This window comes from Psychrosphaera sp. 1_MG-2023 (assembly GCF_030548245.1).
Lineage (GTDB): Bacteria > Pseudomonadota > Gammaproteobacteria > Enterobacterales > Alteromonadaceae > Psychrosphaera > Psychrosphaera algicola.
Map to the genome: position 1 here is coordinate 48,154 of NZ_JAUORW010000021.1, position 20,302 is coordinate 68,455.

General features: G+C 38.6%; 15 protein-coding genes. 5 read left to right on the forward strand and 10 right to left on the reverse strand.

Going from position 1 to position 20,302, the window contains the following annotated elements:
- Positions 1–90 precede the first annotated feature (90 nt).
- From Q4575_RS17190 to Q4575_RS17210, 5 genes are all read right to left on the reverse strand, one after another.
- Positions 91–1,251: an alginate export family protein gene (locus Q4575_RS17190; RefSeq protein ID WP_303523649.1), complete on the reverse strand. Its 1,161-nt coding sequence runs from the start codon at positions 1,249–1,251 to the stop codon at positions 91–93.
- A gap of 56 nt (positions 1,252–1,307) precedes the next feature.
- Complete coding sequence (locus Q4575_RS17195; protein ID WP_215963784.1) at positions 1,308–2,165, reverse strand: ABC transporter ATP-binding protein; 858 nt, start codon at positions 2,163–2,165, stop codon at positions 1,308–1,310.
- Positions 2,166–2,187: 22 nt separating this feature from the next.
- Positions 2,188–3,126: an ABC transporter permease gene (locus Q4575_RS17200; protein ID WP_215963868.1), complete on the reverse strand. Its 939-nt coding sequence runs from the start codon at positions 3,124–3,126 to the stop codon at positions 2,188–2,190.
- A 129-nt stretch (positions 3,127–3,255) separates the two neighbouring features.
- The gene (locus Q4575_RS17205) at positions 3,256–4,635 is read right to left on the reverse strand and encodes a CmpA/NrtA family ABC transporter substrate-binding protein (protein ID WP_215963783.1); all 1,380 of its coding nucleotides are present in this window, start codon (positions 4,633–4,635) and stop codon (positions 3,256–3,258) included.
- Positions 4,636–5,638: 1,003 nt separating this feature from the next.
- Positions 5,639–6,646: a GlxA family transcriptional regulator gene (locus Q4575_RS17210; protein WP_303523650.1), complete on the reverse strand. Its 1,008-nt coding sequence runs from the start codon at positions 6,644–6,646 to the stop codon at positions 5,639–5,641.
- A 128-nt stretch (positions 6,647–6,774) separates the two neighbouring features.
- Between Q4575_RS17210 and Q4575_RS17215 the strand changes: the two genes are divergently transcribed.
- Positions 6,775–6,957 carry a hypothetical protein gene (locus Q4575_RS17215; RefSeq protein ID WP_215963781.1) on the forward strand — a complete coding sequence of 61 codons (183 nt, stop codon included), beginning with the start codon at positions 6,775–6,777 and terminating at the stop codon, positions 6,955–6,957.
- Between the two features lie 66 nt (positions 6,958–7,023).
- On the opposite strand, the gene nirD is transcribed toward Q4575_RS17215, so the two are convergent.
- The 4 genes from nirD to Q4575_RS17235 form a co-directional block, all read right to left on the reverse strand.
- The gene (nirD, locus tag Q4575_RS17220; RefSeq protein WP_215963780.1) at positions 7,024–7,353 is read right to left on the reverse strand and encodes a nitrite reductase small subunit NirD; all 330 of its coding nucleotides are present in this window, start codon (positions 7,351–7,353) and stop codon (positions 7,024–7,026) included.
- Between the two features lie 11 nt (positions 7,354–7,364).
- On the reverse strand, positions 7,365–9,923 hold the full coding sequence (gene nirB / locus Q4575_RS17225; protein WP_303523651.1) for a nitrite reductase large subunit NirB: 2,559 nt from the start codon (positions 9,921–9,923) through the stop codon (positions 7,365–7,367).
- Positions 9,924–10,868: 945 nt separating this feature from the next.
- Entirely contained in the window at positions 10,869–11,222 is a 354-nt protein-coding gene (locus Q4575_RS17230) for an Hpt domain-containing protein (RefSeq protein WP_303523652.1), read from the reverse strand.
- 102 nt (positions 11,223–11,324) lie between these two features.
- Entirely contained in the window at positions 11,325–12,506 is a 1,182-nt protein-coding gene (locus Q4575_RS17235) for a flagellar assembly protein T N-terminal domain-containing protein (protein ID WP_303523653.1), read from the reverse strand.
- Positions 12,507–12,757: 251 nt separating this feature from the next.
- Here Q4575_RS17235 and Q4575_RS17240 point away from each other — a divergent pair, with 251 nt between their 5' ends.
- Positions 12,758–13,219 carry an LPP20 family lipoprotein gene (locus Q4575_RS17240; RefSeq protein ID WP_303523654.1) on the forward strand — a complete coding sequence of 154 codons (462 nt, stop codon included), beginning with the start codon at positions 12,758–12,760 and terminating at the stop codon, positions 13,217–13,219.
- Positions 13,220–13,258: 39 nt separating this feature from the next.
- Here the strand turns inward: Q4575_RS17240 and Q4575_RS17245 are convergent, their stop codons facing one another.
- Positions 13,259–14,152, reverse strand: a complete 894-nt coding sequence (locus tag Q4575_RS17245) for an aspartoacylase (protein ID WP_303523655.1) — start codon at positions 14,150–14,152, stop codon at positions 13,259–13,261.
- A gap of 501 nt (positions 14,153–14,653) precedes the next feature.
- Here Q4575_RS17245 and Q4575_RS17250 point away from each other — a divergent pair.
- The 3 genes from Q4575_RS17250 (at position 14,654) to Q4575_RS17260 (ending at position 20,208) form a co-directional block, all read left to right on the forward strand.
- Positions 14,654–15,664 (forward strand): transposase, encoded by a 1,011-nt coding sequence (locus Q4575_RS17250; protein WP_303523656.1) that lies wholly within the window; start codon positions 14,654–14,656, stop codon positions 15,662–15,664.
- 248 nt (positions 15,665–15,912) lie between these two features.
- Positions 15,913–19,020 carry an efflux RND transporter permease subunit gene (locus Q4575_RS17255; protein WP_303523658.1) on the forward strand — a complete coding sequence of 1,036 codons (3,108 nt, stop codon included), beginning with the start codon at positions 15,913–15,915 and terminating at the stop codon, positions 19,018–19,020.
- A 114-nt stretch (positions 19,021–19,134) separates the two neighbouring features.
- Positions 19,135–20,208 (forward strand): efflux RND transporter periplasmic adaptor subunit, encoded by a 1,074-nt coding sequence (locus tag Q4575_RS17260; RefSeq protein ID WP_303523659.1) that lies wholly within the window; start codon positions 19,135–19,137, stop codon positions 20,206–20,208.
- The last annotated feature ends 94 nt before the right edge of the window (positions 20,209–20,302 follow it).

Here is a 20,302-nt window from a genome sequence, read left to right on the forward strand (position 1 = left end):
CCCAAACATCAAAATGAATGGGGTTATTATGAACACCATAATCAAAGTGGAAGTGAGTAGGAAACACCCTCACTTCCGGTAAAACTCGTTTTAGAATGTGTAGCCAGTCCAAACCCACAATTTACTTGTGTCGACTTTAATATCACCAGCAGAATAGCTGGCATACTTAATACCGATTGGGAATTTATTGGCAATTTTTGTCGTATAAATGGCATTAATTTCAGAACCAAGGTCGTCAATAGAATCACTTGCTTCTGCTGCTGAATATGAATGTAAAGTAATTGCCCACTTACCCGAGGAGGCACTTCCAGAAACAGTTGCATATATATCGTTTAAGCCAACTGAAGGAGTGCCTAGAAATTGATCCGACCAACCGTTAAATTTGTGAAGGGTTGCAAGTGGCGTCGAAAATCCCATATTGCCGTCATCAGAACCCAATGATTCAAAACCAGCTTTTACATTAACCGAACCTAGTTTGGTGCCGCCTTCAATTAACATATATGTCGTGTCGTATTCTAATTCACCAGCTTCCGCAGTTTGGGTAGCCAACTCTACGGTATAAGACACTTCTGAAGCTTTTCCTTCGAATCGAGCGCCAAATGTATTCAGCGCATTGTTCGTATCATTATCGACCTCTAGTAAATACCCATATCCAGTTAATTGTCCAAACTCTGTTTTATAACTCGCGTTAAGCAAATGATCGTTAGAATCTAAGTCTTTTTCTTCTGCGAAAATACGGTTGCGTTTACTGATATAAGCGTAGGACAGTTTTAGTTTTTCAGAGGCATTAAACGAGGCTGAAACTGCGTCGAATGTCTGTTTATCTTGTCTCCAACCAACATGGCCAACAAAACGGTGGCTATCCATTGTAATAACTTGACGGCCAAGTTTTATGTCCAATTTATCTGTTTTGAAACCAATAAATGCTTGGTCTATTTCAGTTGTTTCTGGGTCGGCAACAACTGAAAATTCGCCACCGTTTCCGTTTGTATCATTATAATCATCCAATAACGCAAATGAATTTTCTAACTCTACAAATCCGTAAAATCCTTGTTTACTGATAGTTTTAAAGTTTGCTTTAGTACGAAGCGTTAAAGCCGATGCATCTTCAAGTGTATTGTCTTGACTCACACCTTCATATCGTAGTCTAAAATCGACAGATGCTGTGCCTAAATCCGTTTCAATTGCGGCAGTTGCAGTACCAGTACTAACCGCCGCAATAACAGATATTGCTATTATCTTTTTGTTCATTTGTTTTCCCTAAAATTATCAAAGTGTTATATATTTTAATTTTTATTTTTTAGAAACTAAGCTGTAGCTGATTTAGTCGACTGCTCAATTTTGGCTATTTTTTTTGTGTCACGTTTTGTTGAAATAGTTTCAACTTTGCGTTGTTTCTCGTATAGAAACGTTAAAACTTCTGAGCGGTATTCGTTATATTTGGGGTCTTTAGCAAGTGCTAAACGGTCTCGTGGGCGTTCAAGGTCAATATTAAGTATTTCGCCAATAGTTGCAGCAGGGCCGTTTGTCATCATCACTATGCGATCTGAAAGTAAAACTGCTTCATCAACATCGTGTGTGATCATGATGACGGTGTTGTTGAGCTCATCCTGTATTTCCATCAAAGAGTCTTGCATATGAGCGCGGGTTAAGGCGTCTAGTGCACCAAATGGTTCATCCATTAATAAAACTTCTGGTTGCATTGATAAGGCTCGAGCAATACCTATCCGCTGTTTCATTCCCCCTGAAATTTCATCGGGACGTTTATGCATTGCGTGTTCCATGTGAACTAATCGAAGGTTATGCTCAATCCAGTCTTTTTTCTCTGCCGCTGATTTACTTTTTGCAAAAACTTGGTCCACAGCTAATTCGACATTTTGATAAGCAGTAAGCCAAGGCAACAACGAATGATTTTGAAATACAACAGCCCGTTCTGGGCCAGGTTCACTGACTTCTCGACCATTCAATATAACGCCACCAGATGTAGCTTGATATAAACCAGCAACAACATTTAGAACCGTAGACTTACCGCATCCAGAGTGACCAATAAGGGAAATAAACTCACCTTTTTTGATCTTTAAATCTACGTCTTTAAGAGCAGTGAAGTCGCCTTTTGGTGTTGGAAAAACCATGTCGATTTTACTTATATCTAACAATGTACTCATAATATTTTCTCCAAATTATGTTCTAACGAACTTCGCTTGTTTTATCCCAAGACAACATGCGTTGTAGCTGCATCATTGTGCGGTCGAGCATAAATCCGATAAGTCCAATGACTATAACCGCAGTCATAATTCGACTCAGTGAATCAGAACTGCCGTTTTGAAATTCGTCCCACACAAACTTTCCTAAACCAGGGTTCTGAGCCAGCATTTCCGCTGCAATTAATACCATCCAAGCGATGCCTAGCGACATGCGCATGCCGGTAAAAATGGCGGGAATAGATGCTGGAATTACGATTTTCTGAATATGTTTTAATGCAGGCAGTCTTAGAACTCGGCTGACATTTATCCAGTCACTATCTAAAGATGCAACGCCAACGGACGTATTTATGACCATCGGCCAAATACAGCAAAGGGTTACGGTGATCATCGAGACTAAAAAGGATTTAGCAACCATAGGATCTGGGGAAACATAAAGTGCGCTAACCACCATAGTTACTAGGGGTAACCAAGCTAATGGGGATACCGGCTTAAAGATTTGGATCACGGGGTTTATAGCCGTATTGAGGGCTTTACTTAAACCAATGGCTATACCAAGTGGTATGGCAATGATTGCTGCCAAAACAAAGCCACTTAACACTGTGATTAGACTGGTCCCAATTTGATCAACAAAAGTTTCTTTACCAGTAAAGGCACGTGTTTTTGGATTATAAGTTGGGTCTTTCGCTATTCGTGCAGCATTTCTTTTATCTTGACGTTCATAAAATGCGATTTCTTTTTTTCTTGATTCATTGTGTTCGTTATAGAGATTTACTATTTGTTCACTTACTGCAACCGGGCCAGGAAACTTACCTAACGAAGTATTAATGTTGTTCGCCGCGGCTGACCAAATTAGCAAAAATACCAAAATTCCAACGATAGGTAGTGTGACGGCATGTAGAAAGTGGACCAAATATGCGGGCATTTGTGCTTTGATCACTGTTTCGTTTTTCTTTGTTATAAATTGGCTAATTAAACTGGACATAGCGGTCTCATTTTTATTAATAGTATTAAAATTTTAGTTAGGCAGCGTTGGGAGCCGCTGCCTAATAGGCTAAATTTTATCGTTTGCTTTTAAACCAATAGCGAACTTAGTCAAGTAGTCATTTGGTTGTTTACCGTTATAAACAATGCCATCGATAAAGTGCGTTTGAGGATCTCTAAACCCATCTTCACCTTTTAAAGATTCAAACTCTTTGGCGTCAACCAACTTTTCTTCAATTAGGGAATTAACGGCTTTCATATATATGTCTGGGCGGTAAACTTTTTTCGCCACATCGAAATACCAGCTATCAGGTTTTGTATCGCTAATTTGACCCCAGCGACGCATTTGAGTTAAATACCAAATCGCATCTGAGAAATACGGATAGGTAGCGTTATAGCGGAAGAAAACATTGAAGTCGGGAACCGCACGCTTGTCTCCTTTTTCATATTCAAACGTTCCTGTCATGCTATTTGCGATTACGTCGTAGTCAGCACCAACATAGTTGGATTGAGAGAGAATTTTGACCGCTGCAGGTCGGTTTGAATTATTGTTTTCATCTAGCCACATAGCAGCTCGAATTAGTGCACGAGTTAGTCTTATCGTGGTATTTGGATATTTTTCTGAGAACTGTTTTGTAATACCAAATACCTTCTCAGGATTATCTTTCCAAATCTCATAATCTGTTACGACAGGTACGCCAATGCCTTTAAATACAGCTTGTTGATTCCAAGGTTCACCAACACAGTAACCATAGATCGTACCTGCTTCTAACGTCGCTGGCATTTGAGGCGGTGGAGTTACTGATAGCAAGGCTTGTGCATCAATTTTTCCTGAAGTATCTCCTTTATGTGGGGCGTAATACCCTGGATGTATACCGCCTGCTGCGAGCCAATAACGTAATTCATAGTTATGAGTAGAAACAGGGAAAACCATGCCCATATTGAAAGGTTTGCCTTCATCAGCATATTTCTCAATGACAGGTTTTAATGCATCTGCTTTTATCGGGTGGACAGGGCGACCATCGGCCATTTTGGGAATATTTGGCTTCATTTGTTCCCAAATTTCGTTTGAGACTGTAATGGCGTTACCATTTAGGTCCATCGAAAAAGGCGTGATAATTTCAGCTTTTGTTCCATATCCAATAGTTGCTGCAATTGGTTGACCAGCCAACATATGTGCGCCGTCTAATCGACCGTCGATTACACCATCTAGTAATACTTTCCAGTTTGCTTGGGCTTCAATAGTTACGTAAAGCCCTTCGTCTTCAAAATACCCGTTTTCATAGGCAACAGCGATTGGCGCCATGTCGGTTAGTTTGATGAAACCAAATTTAAGTTCTTCTTTTTCTGGATAGCCTAATTCTGCAATAGCAGAAAAGCTTAATGACATTGCGACTAAAGTTGCAGTGCCATAAACAGCCGTTATTATTTTTTTGATTTTAGTTGTCATTTTTTATCCCACAGTTGTTCTGGTTTTATTGGTCTTTCAGAGCGATTTGTTTAGTTATTGAGTTGTTTGAAAACTTTTTTAAAGGCAAAAAAAAACCACCGCACATTTAGATTCGTTAGATCTAAACGTAGCGGTGGCTGCTTTGCCTGTATTCACTTCCAGCACTGAAAGCGATTTATTTCTCTAAATATTGCATTATAAGTGCCAATTATTATTAATCCTTTTAATACAGCATGTTATCTTAATGCTTTAGTTGTTATCCCTATAGAAATAGACTGGGTTGCACAAATATGAATCATTAACGCACGGAAATAGTCATTCAAATCAATGCGTTAGTTAAATTAACTTAATGCGTGAATGATTGTGATGTATATTCTGAAGCGCGGTTTGACCACGTTACTGCGATGCGGTTTAGAGTTTTTAGAACTCTGAATATAAAACCGCGGTGGGTGTGTACTTTCGTTATTTTATTCTGGGGGTGGCAAGTAAAAAAGCGATGGGTGTCTGCGTTATTTTATTCTGGAGGTGGCAGGTAAAATTACGGTGGGTGTCTGCGTTATTTTATTTTGGAGCAGGCAGGCAAAATTGCGGTGGGTGTCTGCGTTATTTAATTCTGGAGGTGGCAAGTAAAAAAGCGATGGGTGTCTGCGTTATTTTATTCTGGAGTTGGCAAGTAAAAAAGCGGTGGGTGTCTGCGTTATTTTATTCTGGAGTTGACAGGCACAATTGCAGTGGGTGTCTACGTTATTTTGTTCTGGAGTTGGCAAGTAAAATTACGGTGGGTGTCAGCGTTATTTTTTCTGAAGGTGGCAGGTAAAATTGCGGTGGGTGTCTACGTTATTTTATTCTGGAGGTGGCAGGCACAATTGCAGTGGGTGTCTGCGTTATTTTGTTCTGGAGGTGGCAGAGAAAATTGCTGTGGGTGTCTGCTTTATTTTTTCTGTGGGTGTCTGCGTTATCTCGAATAAGTTTATCGAGGATCTGGCCCAGTTTATTATCTAGATTAACCCTCAATAATATTTGCATTTATACTTTGTTGAAAACGTTCTCTGTATTCCCTTGGTGTTAATTCAACTAATTCCACAAAAAGTTTTCTAAAAGAACTAACATCTTCATATCCGACTTTTAAAACGATTTGTTCCAATGATAATCCACTGCATTCCAATAAACGTTTTGCACTCTCGACTCTAATTTTTTGTAAATAATTCATAGGGGTATCATTTAGTACCTTTTTGAATCGTCTTATTAGAGTTCGCTTCGTTGTGGCAAATTTGTCTGCAAGTAAATCAAGGCTAATTGGTTGAGAAAGGTTTTGGATCATCCATTGTTGGATTTTTTTGATTAGATCATCATGATGACGCTCAGGTAAATCTAGCAACATAAACGGGCGCTGTGAACAGCGGTTTGGGTCAATTAACATAAGACGAGATATTTGATCAGCAAGTTGACCATCAAATAACTCCTCCACTAGCTTTAAACACAAACTTAAATAAGATGTTGTTGCCCCAGCAGTAAAAATTGCTTTATCTCTAACCACTAATTCATCTAACTGGAGAGTAACTTGTGGATATTTTTGAGTAAATATTTTGACTAGCCACCAAACTGTCGTTGCCTTTTTTCCATTGAGTAAGCCAAATTCAGCTGCAATAAAGGTGGAACTGCAAAACGTTGCTATTGGAACCGCATTTTTTTCACACTTTAGAATATCTTGTTTTAGTGGGGAAATTTTTGTTAAGTATTTAGTAAGTGTTTTATCGTCATAAGAAACACCGCCAACAATAACAGCCGCTGAAGGTAGAGCGACATTTTTTAGCGAAGTGGCGTTAATGACTATTCCGCCATCACAAGTAATATTATTTCCATTTGGTGATATTACGTTGACTGTAAATAGATCGGTATCTTGATTGTTTGTGACTTGCCAAAATCGATTGCAGATCATAAAAAAATCAATGATGCCAGTTAGTTGAGAAGCCATCGCGCCATCTGCCGCAAATAATACAATACTTTTCACAATATCCTCCGCCTAATTTAATAATAACCAGTTTGTCATTATCAGCCTGTTTTAAGTCAATAATGACACTTAATCTGCGAAAGTCAAAAAGTTAAAGTGGGTAGACTGAAAATAAAGAGGGATTTGATATGAAAAAAACAAGAATGATTAATGTACTGATTGGCGTAGCTGGGCTATTTGCATCATTTTGGATTAACTTTTTTATTGAGCTTCCACTAATTGGGTATCTTGTTGTTGTTCCAATTATTTGTCTACCCAGTATCATTATTTTTTTACAAGGACTATCAATGTGGTTTTATCAAGAAGAATGAAGCATTTTTTTCTATAAAAAAAGGCCAACGTCGCGTTGGCCTTATGCTTTCGTTAGATGTTATCGTTTAAACACGGAGTTGAACTTGTCCATCGTGACTGCGAACTTGGTAGGTTTTTAGTTCTAATTCTTCTTCTATACATCGACCTGTCATTAGACAATATTGTTGCTTATACAAAGGTGATGCAATTACAATTTTACCTTCAATATCACCAACAATTCCTCTAGACAAAACATTAGCCTTGCCAATTGGGTCGTAATTTTGAATTGCAAAAAGATCGTCGTATTTACCGACTTTAAAAATTGCTATTTGTTCACCATTATGGAGTGCACACACACCAGTGTTTTTGTTTATGTCTGAGACATTGCAAATTGTTTCCCAAATTACTTCCGTCATTATTGTGTTCCTTATTCTACTTCTAACGCTGAAATTTCATTGCCTTTTGCTTTAGCAATTCGTTCAGGAGAGGCGATGCGAGCCTTATTTTGACCACGGTCAGCTTCATAAACTAAACGGTCATCGGTCGCTTCAGAGTTAATAAAATGAGCAAATCGTTTTAGACGTTCGGGGTTGTTGAGTGTTTTCTTCCACTCACATTCGTAGGTGTCGACAATACGCTCCATGCTTGCTTCTAAATCAGCACAAATATTGAGTTTGTCATCTACGACTACTGATTTCAGATACGCTAAACCACCTTCCATATTATCCATCCAGACTGATGTACGTTGTAAGCGGTCAGCTGTCTGGCAATAGAACATTAGAATTCGGTCAACATATTTTATTAGCGTTGCATCATCTAAATCGGATGCGAATAAATCGGCGTGTCTAGGTTTCATACCGCCGTTACCACATACATATAGGTTCCAACCTTTATCTGTTGCGATGATCCCAATGTCTTTGCTTTGCGCTTCAGCACATTCTCTCGTACAGCCTGAAACGCCCATTTTTAGTTTATGTGGAGAACGTAAACCCTTGTATCGCATTTCCAAGTTAACAGCCATGGAAACAGAATCCATCATACCGAAACGACACCAAGTACTTCCGACACAAGATTTAACAGTACGTAAAGATTTGCCATAGGCATGACCGGTTTCAAATCCGGCTTCAACCAATTCATCCCAAATTAATGGGAGTTCGTGTAGTTGTGCGCCAAAAAAGTCAATTCTTTGTCCGCCGGTAATTTTAGTATAAAGGTCGTATTTAACGCCAATTTCACCTAACTTCATTAGGCCTTGTGGGGTAATTTCACCCGCTGCAATTCTTGGAACAACGGAATATGTGCCGTCTTTTTGCATGTTGGCTAAGAATATATCGTTGGTATCTTGTAATTGGATATTGTCATCGGAAAGGATATATTCATTCCAATGAGTCGCTAACATAGAGCCTACCGCAGGTTTACACGTCATACAGCCAGAGCCTGAACCTACTTCTTCAATTAGCTGGTCAAACGTTTTGATGCTTTTAGCACGAATAATGTCGAACAATTCTTGTCGAGAATATTCAAAATGTTCACAAAGGTTGTTATTAACCTCAACGCCCATTTTTTCAAGTTCGGCATTTAAAACCTGGCCAACCATTGCTGTACAACCGCCACAACCAGTCCCCGCTTTAGTACAGCTTTTTAAGCTTGGTAAATCTGTTGCTCCTGCTTGTATTGCTTCAATTAAATCGCCTTTTGAAACGTCATGACATGAGCAAATTTGTGCGGAATCAGGTAGGGCATTAACGCCAAGTGCACTGCCTGCTTCACCATCAATGGCAGGTAATATGAAAACCTCGGGTGCTTCAGGGAGTTGCATTTTTTCCAGCATCATTGGCAACAACGTACCGTACGCCTCAGTGTCGCCAACTAAAACAGCCCCTAATAGTGTGGATTTATCGTTTGATACAATAAGGCGTTTATAAATGCCTTCAGCGTCGTTAATGTAAGTGTAAGTTTGAGCGCCTTCAGTTCGAGCATGCGCGTCACCAATACTGGCAACATCAACACCCATTAATTTTAATTTTGTACTCATATCAGCGCCGGTAAAAGTAACGTCTCCACCGGTTAAATGAGAAACAGCTGCTTTTGCCATTGTATAGCCAGGCGCCACAAGACCAAAAATACGTCCGCTCCATAACGCACATTCGCCTATTGCGTAGATATCTTTGTTAGACGTTAAACATTGGTCGTTGATGACAATACCACCGCGTTCACCAACTTCAATGTCTGAACTTCGAGCAAGTTCATCCTGAGGACGAATACCAGCAGAGAAAACAATCATGTCGGTTTCAACATGAGTCCCATCAGCAAAGTTCATACGGTAGCGACTTGTTTCACCGGGAACGATTTCTTTTGTATTCTTTTCTGTGTGGACATGAACCCCCATAGCTTCAATTTTAGAACGAAGTAGAGTACCGCCACCTTCATCTAATTGAACTGCCATTAAGCGAGGCGCAAATTCAACAACATGAGATTCTAAGTTTAAGTTAACAAGTGCTTTTGCACATTCAAGACCCAATAGACCGCCACCAATAACAACAGCAGATTTACTCTGGCCTGCTGAAGCTGTAATTGCCTCTAAGTCTTCAATTGTTCGGTATACAAGACAGTGTTCGCCGTCGCCTCCAGGAATAGGGGGGACAAACGGGAATGAACCGGTTGCTAGGATCAGTTTGTCATAAGACTCGCTGCGACCACTTTCAGTAACAACGATTTTGGCTGCTTTATCGATACTGACAATTTTGTCTTTTATGATAAATTGAACGCCGTGTTCATCGTAATAATCTTCTGACGTTAACATCAAATCGTCTGCTGTTTTACCTTCAAAATATGAAGATAATTGCACACGGTCATAAGCTAAACGCGGTTCTTCTGAAAATGTTGTGATGTGGAAGTTTTTATAGTCTGGATGTTCGATGAGTGATTCAATGAATTTGTGACCCACCATACCATTGCCGACGACGATCAGTTTTTGCTGTCCCATAATGAAACCTTTATTAATTTTAGAATTTAGTAAAGCTAGACAGAGCGTTGTAATTTCGTCGTTGAAACTACCGGTCAGATTTGACCACCTTCATTGGTATCAGAATTTCTTCTGGCTTCTAGCGAAGCAGGCATGAGCCTTTATGTTTTGATGACTTGGGTACTGCAAGTAGAATACCAACACAAAATCAAGGGAGATTCATCGACTTCTTGTTTGTAAGTTGCTGTTTTTTATCGTCATTTGTTTTTGTAGGGGTTTTGAAGGTAAAATAAGCTTGTGCTTGCATGCACTGAGTTTGTGCAAATTTTGAATTTTTCTCACTATTACCATGCATACTGCCATCTCATGTTTGTTCGTGTATTTTGATTAAAAGGTATGGGTCGGGTAATGGAACTTGCATTGTTGACAGGTAAATAGTTAAGTTTACATGCCTAGCGAAGGGTGTTTATTAAATGTTAAATTGACATCCCATAACAAAGACACCCACCGATAATAAGCGATTGTGAAGCGAAACATAACAAAGACACCCACCGATAATAAGCGATTGTGAAGTTGGCCTTTTAACGTTGACACCCACTGATATCTTGCAATTTCAAACGGCAGACATCCAACGACATGGAAGTAATAACAAATAATAACAAAGACACCCACCAAACATAACAAAGACCCCACCGATATTAAGTGATTGTGAAGTTGACCTTTTAACGTGACACCCACTGATTTTTTGTAACTTCAAACGGCAGGCATCCAACGACATGGAAGTAATAACAAAGACACCCACCGCAATTAAGTGATTAATATCCAATCTAAAACATATTTTGCTATTTGCTCAGGTGTGAAATTTTATAGGGGAATTTATTTTGAACAAAAAAATTGAAGGGGCTGAAATTGCCCAGTTAAAGGGGAATGTATTTCTAGTCAGTCCCCTGAGAGTAACTAAACGTTTTACAAAGATTCGAGTGCTTCGTATGTGGTTGATAATAGTTGTAAAAATTCGTTATGTAGATCTGAAATTGTTAATTCGTCTGAGTTTTTTCCTGCTGCTTCTAAAACTGACGATTCTTGCTGAATTTTCACAGCACCTACACTGGCAGAGGCTCCTTTTATAGAATGGCACGTTTTTCCATAACTTTCCCAGTCTGAAAGATCGAATTGTGCTTGAAGGTCAATTACATTTTGTTTCAATTGAGTCACGTACATTCCCACAATAGACAAATATAGCGACTCATCATCCATGCAATTTTTTATTCCCAGTCCAGTATCAAATCCATCAATTTGGGAAATACCATCTATAGCCATTAAACACTCCAAACTTAATTTATCATCCTAACTGATTATAACCTTAATCGTAATTTCTGATAAAACAAACAATTTTAATGAAAAAGTAATTAATTTAAGCGTTTACCAGTCTGTATCCCAAGATTGCAATTCAATAATGTCGTTTATTTGTACATTACTCATAAAGTCGGTGTCTGTAGACTCAGCAATTGCTGAATTTTCGTATACTTTTACAATTCTTTCTTTATAAGGGCTAATGACGATATTGGTTAATAGATTACCCAAATCATCTATCGTGTCTGAACGATAAGAGACTCGATATTCTTGACCTATAGCAACACCTTGACCTGCACCGATGTTGATCTGTATTTGCTCACCATCCTTGATTCCAGATATTTTGCTTTGCAGTTTTTGGCAATTTAAATTTCTATGGATATCATCTCTTATTTCAGTTAAGAGTCTTTTAATGGCGTGACCGTATTCTGAGTTCCAAAATTGAGTGCTACTAATGTTTACAGACATTTTATGATCGAATGTCCAGTCGGCAGCCGTATGGAATCTGTTTTGGTATAGAATTTCGTGCGTGAGAGCGTTAGCAATGATCAACTCCATCGTAAAGTATCGTTCAAACTGATCGTCTTCCCAAAAACTAAAAGAATTGGTTTTATCGCCAAAGGAAATGTCACTAATGCGACCGAACATCACAAATTGGGCATTTGCGTTTTGTGCTACAGCATCGATTAGCTGATATCTCACTTTACCTTGTTGTTCAAATTCGGCATTTATATTTAGCTTTTTATCAAACCAAGCAATTGGGTAAATGGTATTCGCACCGGCTTGAAACATTTTCATTAGTTGCCTAGGAACTTCTTTTTCTAATCCATAAATTTCGCCAACTTTTGCATCTTGCCAGTGTTGAATTGGAAATTGTGTAATAGCGATTTTTTTGCCAAATTCTGATGCATAACATTCGCGGTCGGAAGGAAATATGTCGGCGCGAATAGTGACGCTTATAAATGAACCTCTTTGCCGTTCTTCTACAATTTCAACAGAATTGACAGCGCCGACAGAATTAATGCTAACTTGATCATCTATTAGTAGGCCGTGAGACATTTTTTGAATACTTGAAACATTAGCGCCTGAAAATAACATCGCTTGCTTCAAAGCGTCTTGAACAGCTCGGTTTTTTGCGCTTCGTACGTCGCCATGGCGCACTTTTGCCTGTCCAGTGGCCTCATACCATTCAGCATGGGCAAAAAATGGTAGTGTAAACATCAGTAATACTAGACGAGTAAATAGCTTCATAAAAAGTACCAGGTTATTTCAAGTGACAAAAAAATGTCACTTAATCGATTTTATTCAATAGATGTCTGCGTTTAGGGTTTAAATTAGCAATAACTAGACCACTTGCTCAAAATAAATTGCCTTCACACTATAATGGCTACATTTTTGGCTTAAATATTGTATATGGTAAGGATACTAAATGAGAAGTTTAAGAAATTGAGAGCCATCAGTTTATATTGGAACTGCCTTTATATTTCAGTAGGAGTCGAATAATGAAGTTTATACGAGCAATGTTAATGAGTTTAACGGTGTGTTTTATTGCGTCCTGTTCGAACTTTTTAGACAAACATGTTGTTTGGGAGTACGAAAAACCAGATCATTTTCCTGTTTTACGATCTATAGGCTACGCTCCGATAAGTGCTCAACCGGGTGATAATGAACAGATCAAAAACATTATGGCTATGAGAGCGTCAAAGCTTGATGCCTATCGTGAACTAGCAGAACAGGTATATGGTCATCAAGTTCAAGGGCAAACAAGTATGAAAAATTTAATATCGTCTGATGATAAAGCGCGTTCAAGAGTTGAAGGTGTTATTAGAGGTGCTAAAGTGATTAAAGCCTATGCAGTTGGCGATACTTATGCAACTGAATTAGAGTTAGATATGTCACTGGTTTATGACTTATATCGAATTGAAACCCGACCGCGAAAAATTAAAAAGGTCGAATATTATTAGAAAGCTTCAATAGCTATATTGAAGCTTTCTCACTAAATTTTATGAATTTGTAATCTCTACTTTTTCACATAAACTCATCGCCAAATTATTGTCATAATAAGCAGCTTCGTTGATGAACGTCGGATACAACGATACGGCTTCATCAAAATATTTGACGGAACCGTCAAATAAGACAAATAGGGGATCTCCAGGCTTTAATTCCTTAAAATCCCCGCCCTCAACATGTTTATGTACCATTCCGATTCTTTCACCTTTTGAATTTAGCGGTAACTTAATACTTTTTAAATAGCGAAATGCTTCAATACTTGCCGGTAACGTTGGTAAGCTGTCATTATTATAATGCTCGACAAAATCTAAAATATGTTGAGTCATTCTGGCCATTTGGTCGTTAACTTCGTGTTTTAAAACGCCCTGTGGCACAGGACCTACCTCGACAATTACACCATAACGTCCAACAGTACATAACAAATGGTGTTCATCATTTTCTTTGTGATCTTCGTCGAGAAAAATAATAACTTCGGGCATAACACTTTTTAAATACAGTGACAAAAGATCGTAAAATCGACCTTTTTGCGGTACCAATAACGTTGGACCCATATTTGACGTTGTGTTGTGTAAATCAATGACTAAATCTGACTTTGGATCGTGTTTTGGTCCAATTTGTAAGTTTATCGCCTTAGCTCGGGATTGTTCATAATTTGTTAAACTAAAATCGGATAGTGATTCTGCTGAAAACTGCCTGTTTAAATCTGAGTCTTGGTATCGGCGGTTTGCTGAAATTGCATTGGTATTTGCCAGTAATAATTTAGTATCAAACGAGTTCCTCTCACAATCCTTATTATTTAACCATTCGTTAACTAGATATACCCCGGCAAGTTCATTGCCGTGTGTGCCACCTACAATAGCAACTTTGTCTATTTTGTTATTTTCCATTTTTATACTTCTTCAAATCTATATGGGTTTAGATTACCAGTTTGAATAAAAGGATAACAATAAGAATTTGTATCTGTTTAGGCAGTTTAGGAATAGGTTAAATCATCAAGTTTATAAACTTACCCATGGACCGATTTTATTACTATTTTTCGACGACTTCACTCAAAACTTAGCAGATAAAACTTAGCAGACAATAAAACTTAGCAGACACCCACTCACAAAAATAAAACTTAGCAGACACCCAACTAATGTTTCATTAGGTAACCAACTCCAAGTTAACGAAATCGAGTTGCAGTCTAATATTTTTTTTTAAAAACTGTACCTAGGTACAGGTGACACAGGTAATAAAATGCATCATTCTGTTATCGCAGGAAGCAAATCGGTTAAATATTTACTTATTTAATTTTGCAGGAAGCAACAATAACAAGGCGAACAACTTTGTTACAGCAGGAAGCAATATGCTCAAGGATGAGCATCCACATCTAAACTGTAAGGAACTCAATGGCACTTGCTCGACATAAACAGGTTTCAATTATCGCTACTCCTTACTATCACTGTATTTCACGCTGTGTTCGACGAGCGTATTTATGTGGTGTCGATAAAACTACTGGGGTTAATTATGAGCATAGGCGTATTTGGGTTGAAAAACGGTTATTAGAACTTCCTAAAATATTTGCAATCGAAGTTTGTGCGTACGCAGTTATGCACAACCATACCCATAGCTTACTGCATGTTAAGACTGATCAGGCTGAAAGTTGGACTACACTGGAGGTATTATGGCGGTGGCATCAAATTTTCAAAGGAACTGTGTTGACCCGAAAATATGCAAAGGATGGAGCTCAAAGTTTAACGAAAACCGAGCAGGAAGCTGTAATAGCCACAGCAGAAGTTTACCGCGGGCGTCTATCCTGTATTAGTTGGTTTATGCGTGTGTTAAATGAGGGGATCGCTAGAAAAGCGAATAGAGAAGATAATTGCACAGGACGTTTTTGGGAAGGCAGGTTTAAATCTCAAGCGCTTTTAGATAATTCTGCTATTTTGGCTTGCATGGTTTATATAGATTTGAACCCTCTGCGCGCTGGTGTATGTAAAACGTTAGGTGATTCAAAATATACAAGTATTTTTCACAAACTGAATGCGGCATCGACCGGGAAAACTTTTAGTAAATTGAAAATATTTAGTAAAAACGATAGCTCAGATTTTACTTTGGACACCATAGCTTATATAGATTTAGTGCAAAATACAGCTGATTGTTTTATTGATAAATTGAATGATAAAACAGCAAGAGCTATTCATGAAAATTCACTTTTAGGGCAATTGGGATTTGAAAATACTAAATGGTTGGAGCTGACAAATTCATTTGAAGAATTTTTCAGAGGCCCTGTTGGCTGTGAAAGTTCAATTACAAAATATGCAAAACTTCAAAACCATAAACGGAGACCTAATTTAACCCAGGCAAAATACTTTATGAATGAACAAAAACCTCTAGACGCCCATCTTAATATAGCCTGAACGCTACGCCTGTTTTTATTATCTACATCTACATCTACATCTACATCTGCTACTAAGAATATTATGAATTTGGTGTAAATCTTGAGCCAATATTCAGGGTATTTGTTACAAAATATTAATATTTTGTATATCAACGCGCATAAACACGCATTCAACTCAATACGGTGAATTGAAATTAATTCACTATTTAGTAATTCAAATTTTAAGATTAAGATTAAGTAATTATTGAGTAACTTTTGTGGGCAAAGATGAATTTAACGCGGACTTCTCTATCTAATCCGGCCAGTGTAATGGTCATCATTGTTTTAATAATGCTTTTTGGTGCAATTACCATTTTCAAGCTTCCAATACAGTTGACACCCACAATAGAGCAACCACAAATATCTATTTTTGCAGGTTGGAGGCAAGCTGCACCTGAGGAAATAGAGTCCGTAATTATCGAGCCTATTGAAAATGCAGTAAAAAACACACCTGGAGCGTTGGAAGTTACGACTCAAATATCTAGAGGTGGGGGATCAATTAATTTAACATTTGAAGTTGGCGCTGATATGCAACAAGCATTGTTGGATGTATTGACTAGCCTGAATCAAGCCCCACCTCTGCCGATAGATGCTATGGAGCCTATAGTTGTAGCTGGCGGCGGTGGAAATGGAGCTGGCGGTGGAGGGGCCGCGGCAGCGTCATTACTCGTTGTTCCGCAGTCAGGTGATGTAAGCCATGATATGGCGGAATATCAGAAAGTACTGGATGACATTGTAGAACCTAGGTTAACTCGAATACCAGGCGTATCTGCGGTAAATATGCAAAGTCAGCGGCCAAAAGAACTCCGAATTGAGTTTAATCCCCATAAACTTGCTTCGTATGGAATTCCAATCCAACAGGTGGCAAGTACTGTTTCTAGTGCCACTGACGTATCAGGCGGAGTGGCAAATGTAGGGCGCCGACAATTTACAGTTCGTTTCACTGGAAAATACTCTCCAGATAATCTGACCGATATGCGCATTGGATATAGTGATAATCGACCTATTTACCTGCGAGACGTTGCCACGGTTCGTGAAACCTATACAGATAGGCAGTCATTAACGTTACGTAATGGCAAACCAGCCTACTATATTACGATATCTCGTACTAATGAATCTAACACGGTCGCGGTTTTAGATGGAATAAACCAAGCAATTGATGAGCTTAATAATGGGGCTTTGGGGAAGGAGGGACTTAGTATAGAGCTAAGTTACGACGCTTCTGTTCACATTCGAAATGCATTGGACTTAGTCAAGAGCAATTTAGGTTTGGGTGTCTTGTTAGCTTTGGGCATCCTGTATTTGTTTTTTAGAGGGATAAAACCGACCTTGGTAATTGCTTCGACAATTCCTGTTTCATTGATGATGGCCTTTTTAGCATTGGGCGCATTTGATAGAACAATAAATGTAATATCACTAGCTGGTTTAGCGTTTTCAGTTGGTTTGGTTTTAGATGCAGCCATAATCGTTCAGGAAAATATTTCTAGGCTAAAGTCTGAAGGACTTTCTAATAAAAAAGCCGTAATTCGTGGGGCGACACAGGTTTCTGGGGCGTTATTTGCGTCAACATCAACAAGTGTTGCAATCTTTTTACCGATACTATTTATGGCTGGAATAGAAGGGCAACTTTTTTCTGATTTGGCTCTCACGCTTTCAATCGCAGTTGTTGCATCACTAATTAGTGCTTTAACAATAATACCTATAGCTAATCAATATTTATTTTCTGGTTTTTCTGAAAAGGATAGGTTTGCTCTTTACTGGACGAAATTGGCTAATTTAATAGATAAATTAACTAATACAAAATTAAAACAAATAGGGTGGGTGTCTAGCATATTAGTAGGATCTGTCGTTGTTGTTTTTTTGTTATTGCCAAAAACCGACTTCATGCCTCGAGCACCTACAGATGGATTCTTTTATAGTCTAATTACCCCACCTGGTGGCAATATTGAATTTATGGAAGAAGAGATTGCTAGTAGGGTCAAAAAAAGATTAATGCCTTACTATTTAGGTGAAAAACAGCCAAGGATTAAGGATTTTAACTTTTATGTGTTTGGGGCAAATGCCGGTGGCTTTGTTTATTCAGATGACCCTACAAAAGTTGTTGAGTTGATGGATGTGGCAAGAAAAGAAATATTTGCAGATTTACCAGATACACAAGTATTTCTATTTAGAGGCTCAATGATCCAAGTTGCAAATGGTGGTAACGGAAGGATGATTAGCATTGACTTAACCGGTTCTGATTTGGAGCACTTATTTGATGTGGCTAAAACAGGGATTTCTTTGATTTCTGATACGATGCCTGGTGCAACTGCTCAGCCATTTCCAGCGCTAGATATGTCAGAGCCAGAACTTCGGATTGAACCTAATGATCGCAGGATCACACAGGCAGGATTGAGCAGACGAGATGTAGCGCAGGCGATTCAAGCATTTACAAGTGGGATGTTTGTTAATGAATACTTCAATGGTAACGAGAGGCTAAATGTTATTCTGAGATCAAACACGTGGTCCTCGCCGGAAGAGCTAGCTACTTTGCCTATCTTCACGCCTGACGCAGGTGTCCAAACAATAGGTGAATTAGCAACAATTACTCGAACCGTTGGTCCTTCTCAGTTAAGACGAATCAATGGGAAACGAACAGTTTCGATTCAAGTTACGCCACCAGAAGATATGTCCTTACAGGAAGCTCAAGTTATCTTGACTCATCAAGTTATCGAAAAACTTAGTAGCACATTGGAAGGGGACGCTAGTGTCATTCTGGGAGGGAATGCGCAAAAAATGAATTCTGCAATTCAAGACATGGCAATTAACTTTGCGTTGGCGTTGTTTATTTTGTTCTTGCTGATGACTGCTTTGTTTAAGTCTGCTGGGGATAGTTTGCTGGTGTTGCTAGTTATGCCGATGGCAATCGCTGGTGGCATTATTGCAATGGCAATATTAAATATTTTTACGGTTCAGTCATTGGATTTATTAACTATGGTTGGCTTTATTATTTTGCTAGGACTAGTGGTTAATAACGCCATTTTACTGGTTGATCAGACCCGAGTTGCAGAGAAGGAAGGGTTACCAATAAGAGATGCTGTTAAAAAGGCGGTGTTAATTCGCTCCAGGCCAGTCTATTTGAGCACGTTGACAAGCTTGTTCGGAATGTTACCACTTATGTTAATGCCTGGAGTAGGCTCTGAAATATATAGAGGATTAGCTACCGTTATTGTAGGTGGGATGGCTATTAGTGCAGCATTTACATTAATACTTATGCCAAGCTTATTGTTGCTTACGCCACGCGGAAGTCTGGTAGCGACAAAACAAGGCGGTGATATACCGATTATTCAATCGTAAATGGTTAGTCTTGATGTTAATCCAGTCGTGCTTTCTGCAGCAATTTATAAGGCGAAATACATGCTAACCAAACCTTACAAACATATGACAAAAAATTGGGAAATAGGTAAGTTAATGAATAAGTTAAGTTTTTATAATGCCATGTTATTCATCGCCTTTATGGCCACTTCATTTACTTCAACGAGTGCATCTGTGCCAGTGAAAGTTGACCATATCCAGGAAAAAAGCTTTCAAGCAACCGTGGATGTTCACGGTACTATAGTAGGTAAACGCGATGTAACATTAACGTCTGGTATTTCTGGTAGATTAGAGTATGTCGCAGAACCTGGAATGTTATTGCATAAAGGCGATATAGTTGCGAAATTTGACTTGAAACCTTTAAAGTTAAGTCGTTCAGAGCAATTGTTGATTATTGATCGCGCACAGGTAAATGTTGATTTTCAAAAAATTGAACTGGCACGCTATCAATCATTGGCTAATACCGATGCCACAGCACAATATCAAATTGACCTAACTAAAAATAAACTTGATCTTGCAAAGTCTGATATTGATCTTGCTCGTAATAAATTAGAACAAATAGAAAACCAAATTGAACGTGCGACAATTTATGCACCGTTTACAGGCGTTGTCGGCATACGATTTGAAAAACCAGGTAGTGAAATAAACCGTGCAGATAAACTTGTTCACCTTTTAGATCTGACTAAGCAGGAAGTGAGATTATTTTTGCCAATTAAATACTTAAACCACGCCGCTATTGACCAAAACGTATTTTTGAATGGTGAAACTCTCGGAGCTAATAAAACCACAACTGGTAAAGTAACATCGATTATTCCACAAACAGATACTCGCTCTCAAACATTTGAAATTAGAGCGTTGTTGCTTGGAGCAGATGCTGCTAAATGGGCTTCAGGAGAATTAGTTGATGTTAGAGTTGAATTCCAAGATTCAACTTTAGTGAAGTTGATAAATCGTGATGCACTCATTATTAGAAAAAACGGAATACATATTGTAAAAATTGATGAAAATAATAAAGCCGTTACTATTCCTGTCGATACGGGAAGTGGGCACGATGAATATATTGAAATTTACCCTAAACTTTCAGATCATGAACTAAACGAAGGCGACAAAATAGCAATTCGCGGCGCTGAGCGACTCACCGATGGGCAAGAGGTAGATGTTCAGCATTAAACCTTGGTGGGTGTCTGCGTTATAAACTGGCGCAGGAGCGTTTGAAGCTTAAAACAACGGTGGGTGTCTGCGTAATAATTTGGCGCAGGAGAGT

Excerpts from the sequence above, each read along its gene's own strand:
- Q4575_RS17190 (WP_303523649.1), bottom strand. The coding sequence starts at position 1,251 with ATGAACAAAAAGATAATAGCAATATCTGTTATTGCGGCGGTTAGTACT.
- Q4575_RS17195 (WP_215963784.1), bottom strand. The coding sequence starts at position 2,165 with ATGAGTACATTGTTAGATATAAGTAAAATCGACATGGTTTTTCCAACA.
- Q4575_RS17200 (WP_215963868.1), bottom strand. The coding sequence starts at position 3,126 with ATGCCCGCATATTTGGTCCACTTTCTACATGCCGTCACACTACCTATC.
- Q4575_RS17205 (WP_215963783.1), bottom strand. The coding sequence starts at position 4,635 with ATGACAACTAAAATCAAAAAAATAATAACGGCTGTTTATGGCACTGCA.
- Q4575_RS17215 (WP_215963781.1), top strand. The coding sequence starts at position 6,775 with ATGAAAAAAACAAGAATGATTAATGTACTGATTGGCGTAGCTGGGCTA.
- nirD (WP_215963780.1), bottom strand. The coding sequence starts at position 7,353 with ATGACGGAAGTAATTTGGGAAACAATTTGCAATGTCTCAGACATAAAC.
- nirB (WP_303523651.1), bottom strand. The coding sequence starts at position 9,923 with ATGGGACAGCAAAAACTGATCGTCGTCGGCAATGGTATGGTGGGTCAC.
- Q4575_RS17230 (WP_303523652.1), bottom strand. The coding sequence starts at position 11,222 with ATGGCTATAGATGGTATTTCCCAAATTGATGGATTTGATACTGGACTG.
- Q4575_RS17235 (WP_303523653.1), bottom strand. The coding sequence starts at position 12,506 with ATGAAGCTATTTACTCGTCTAGTATTACTGATGTTTACACTACCATTT.
- Q4575_RS17240 (WP_303523654.1), top strand. The coding sequence starts at position 12,758 with ATGAAGTTTATACGAGCAATGTTAATGAGTTTAACGGTGTGTTTTATT.
- Q4575_RS17245 (WP_303523655.1), bottom strand. The coding sequence starts at position 14,152 with ATGGAAAATAACAAAATAGACAAAGTTGCTATTGTAGGTGGCACACAC.
- Q4575_RS17250 (WP_303523656.1), top strand. The coding sequence starts at position 14,654 with ATGGCACTTGCTCGACATAAACAGGTTTCAATTATCGCTACTCCTTAC.
- Q4575_RS17255 (WP_303523658.1), top strand. The coding sequence starts at position 15,913 with ATGAATTTAACGCGGACTTCTCTATCTAATCCGGCCAGTGTAATGGTC.
- Q4575_RS17260 (WP_303523659.1), top strand. The coding sequence starts at position 19,135 with ATGAATAAGTTAAGTTTTTATAATGCCATGTTATTCATCGCCTTTATG.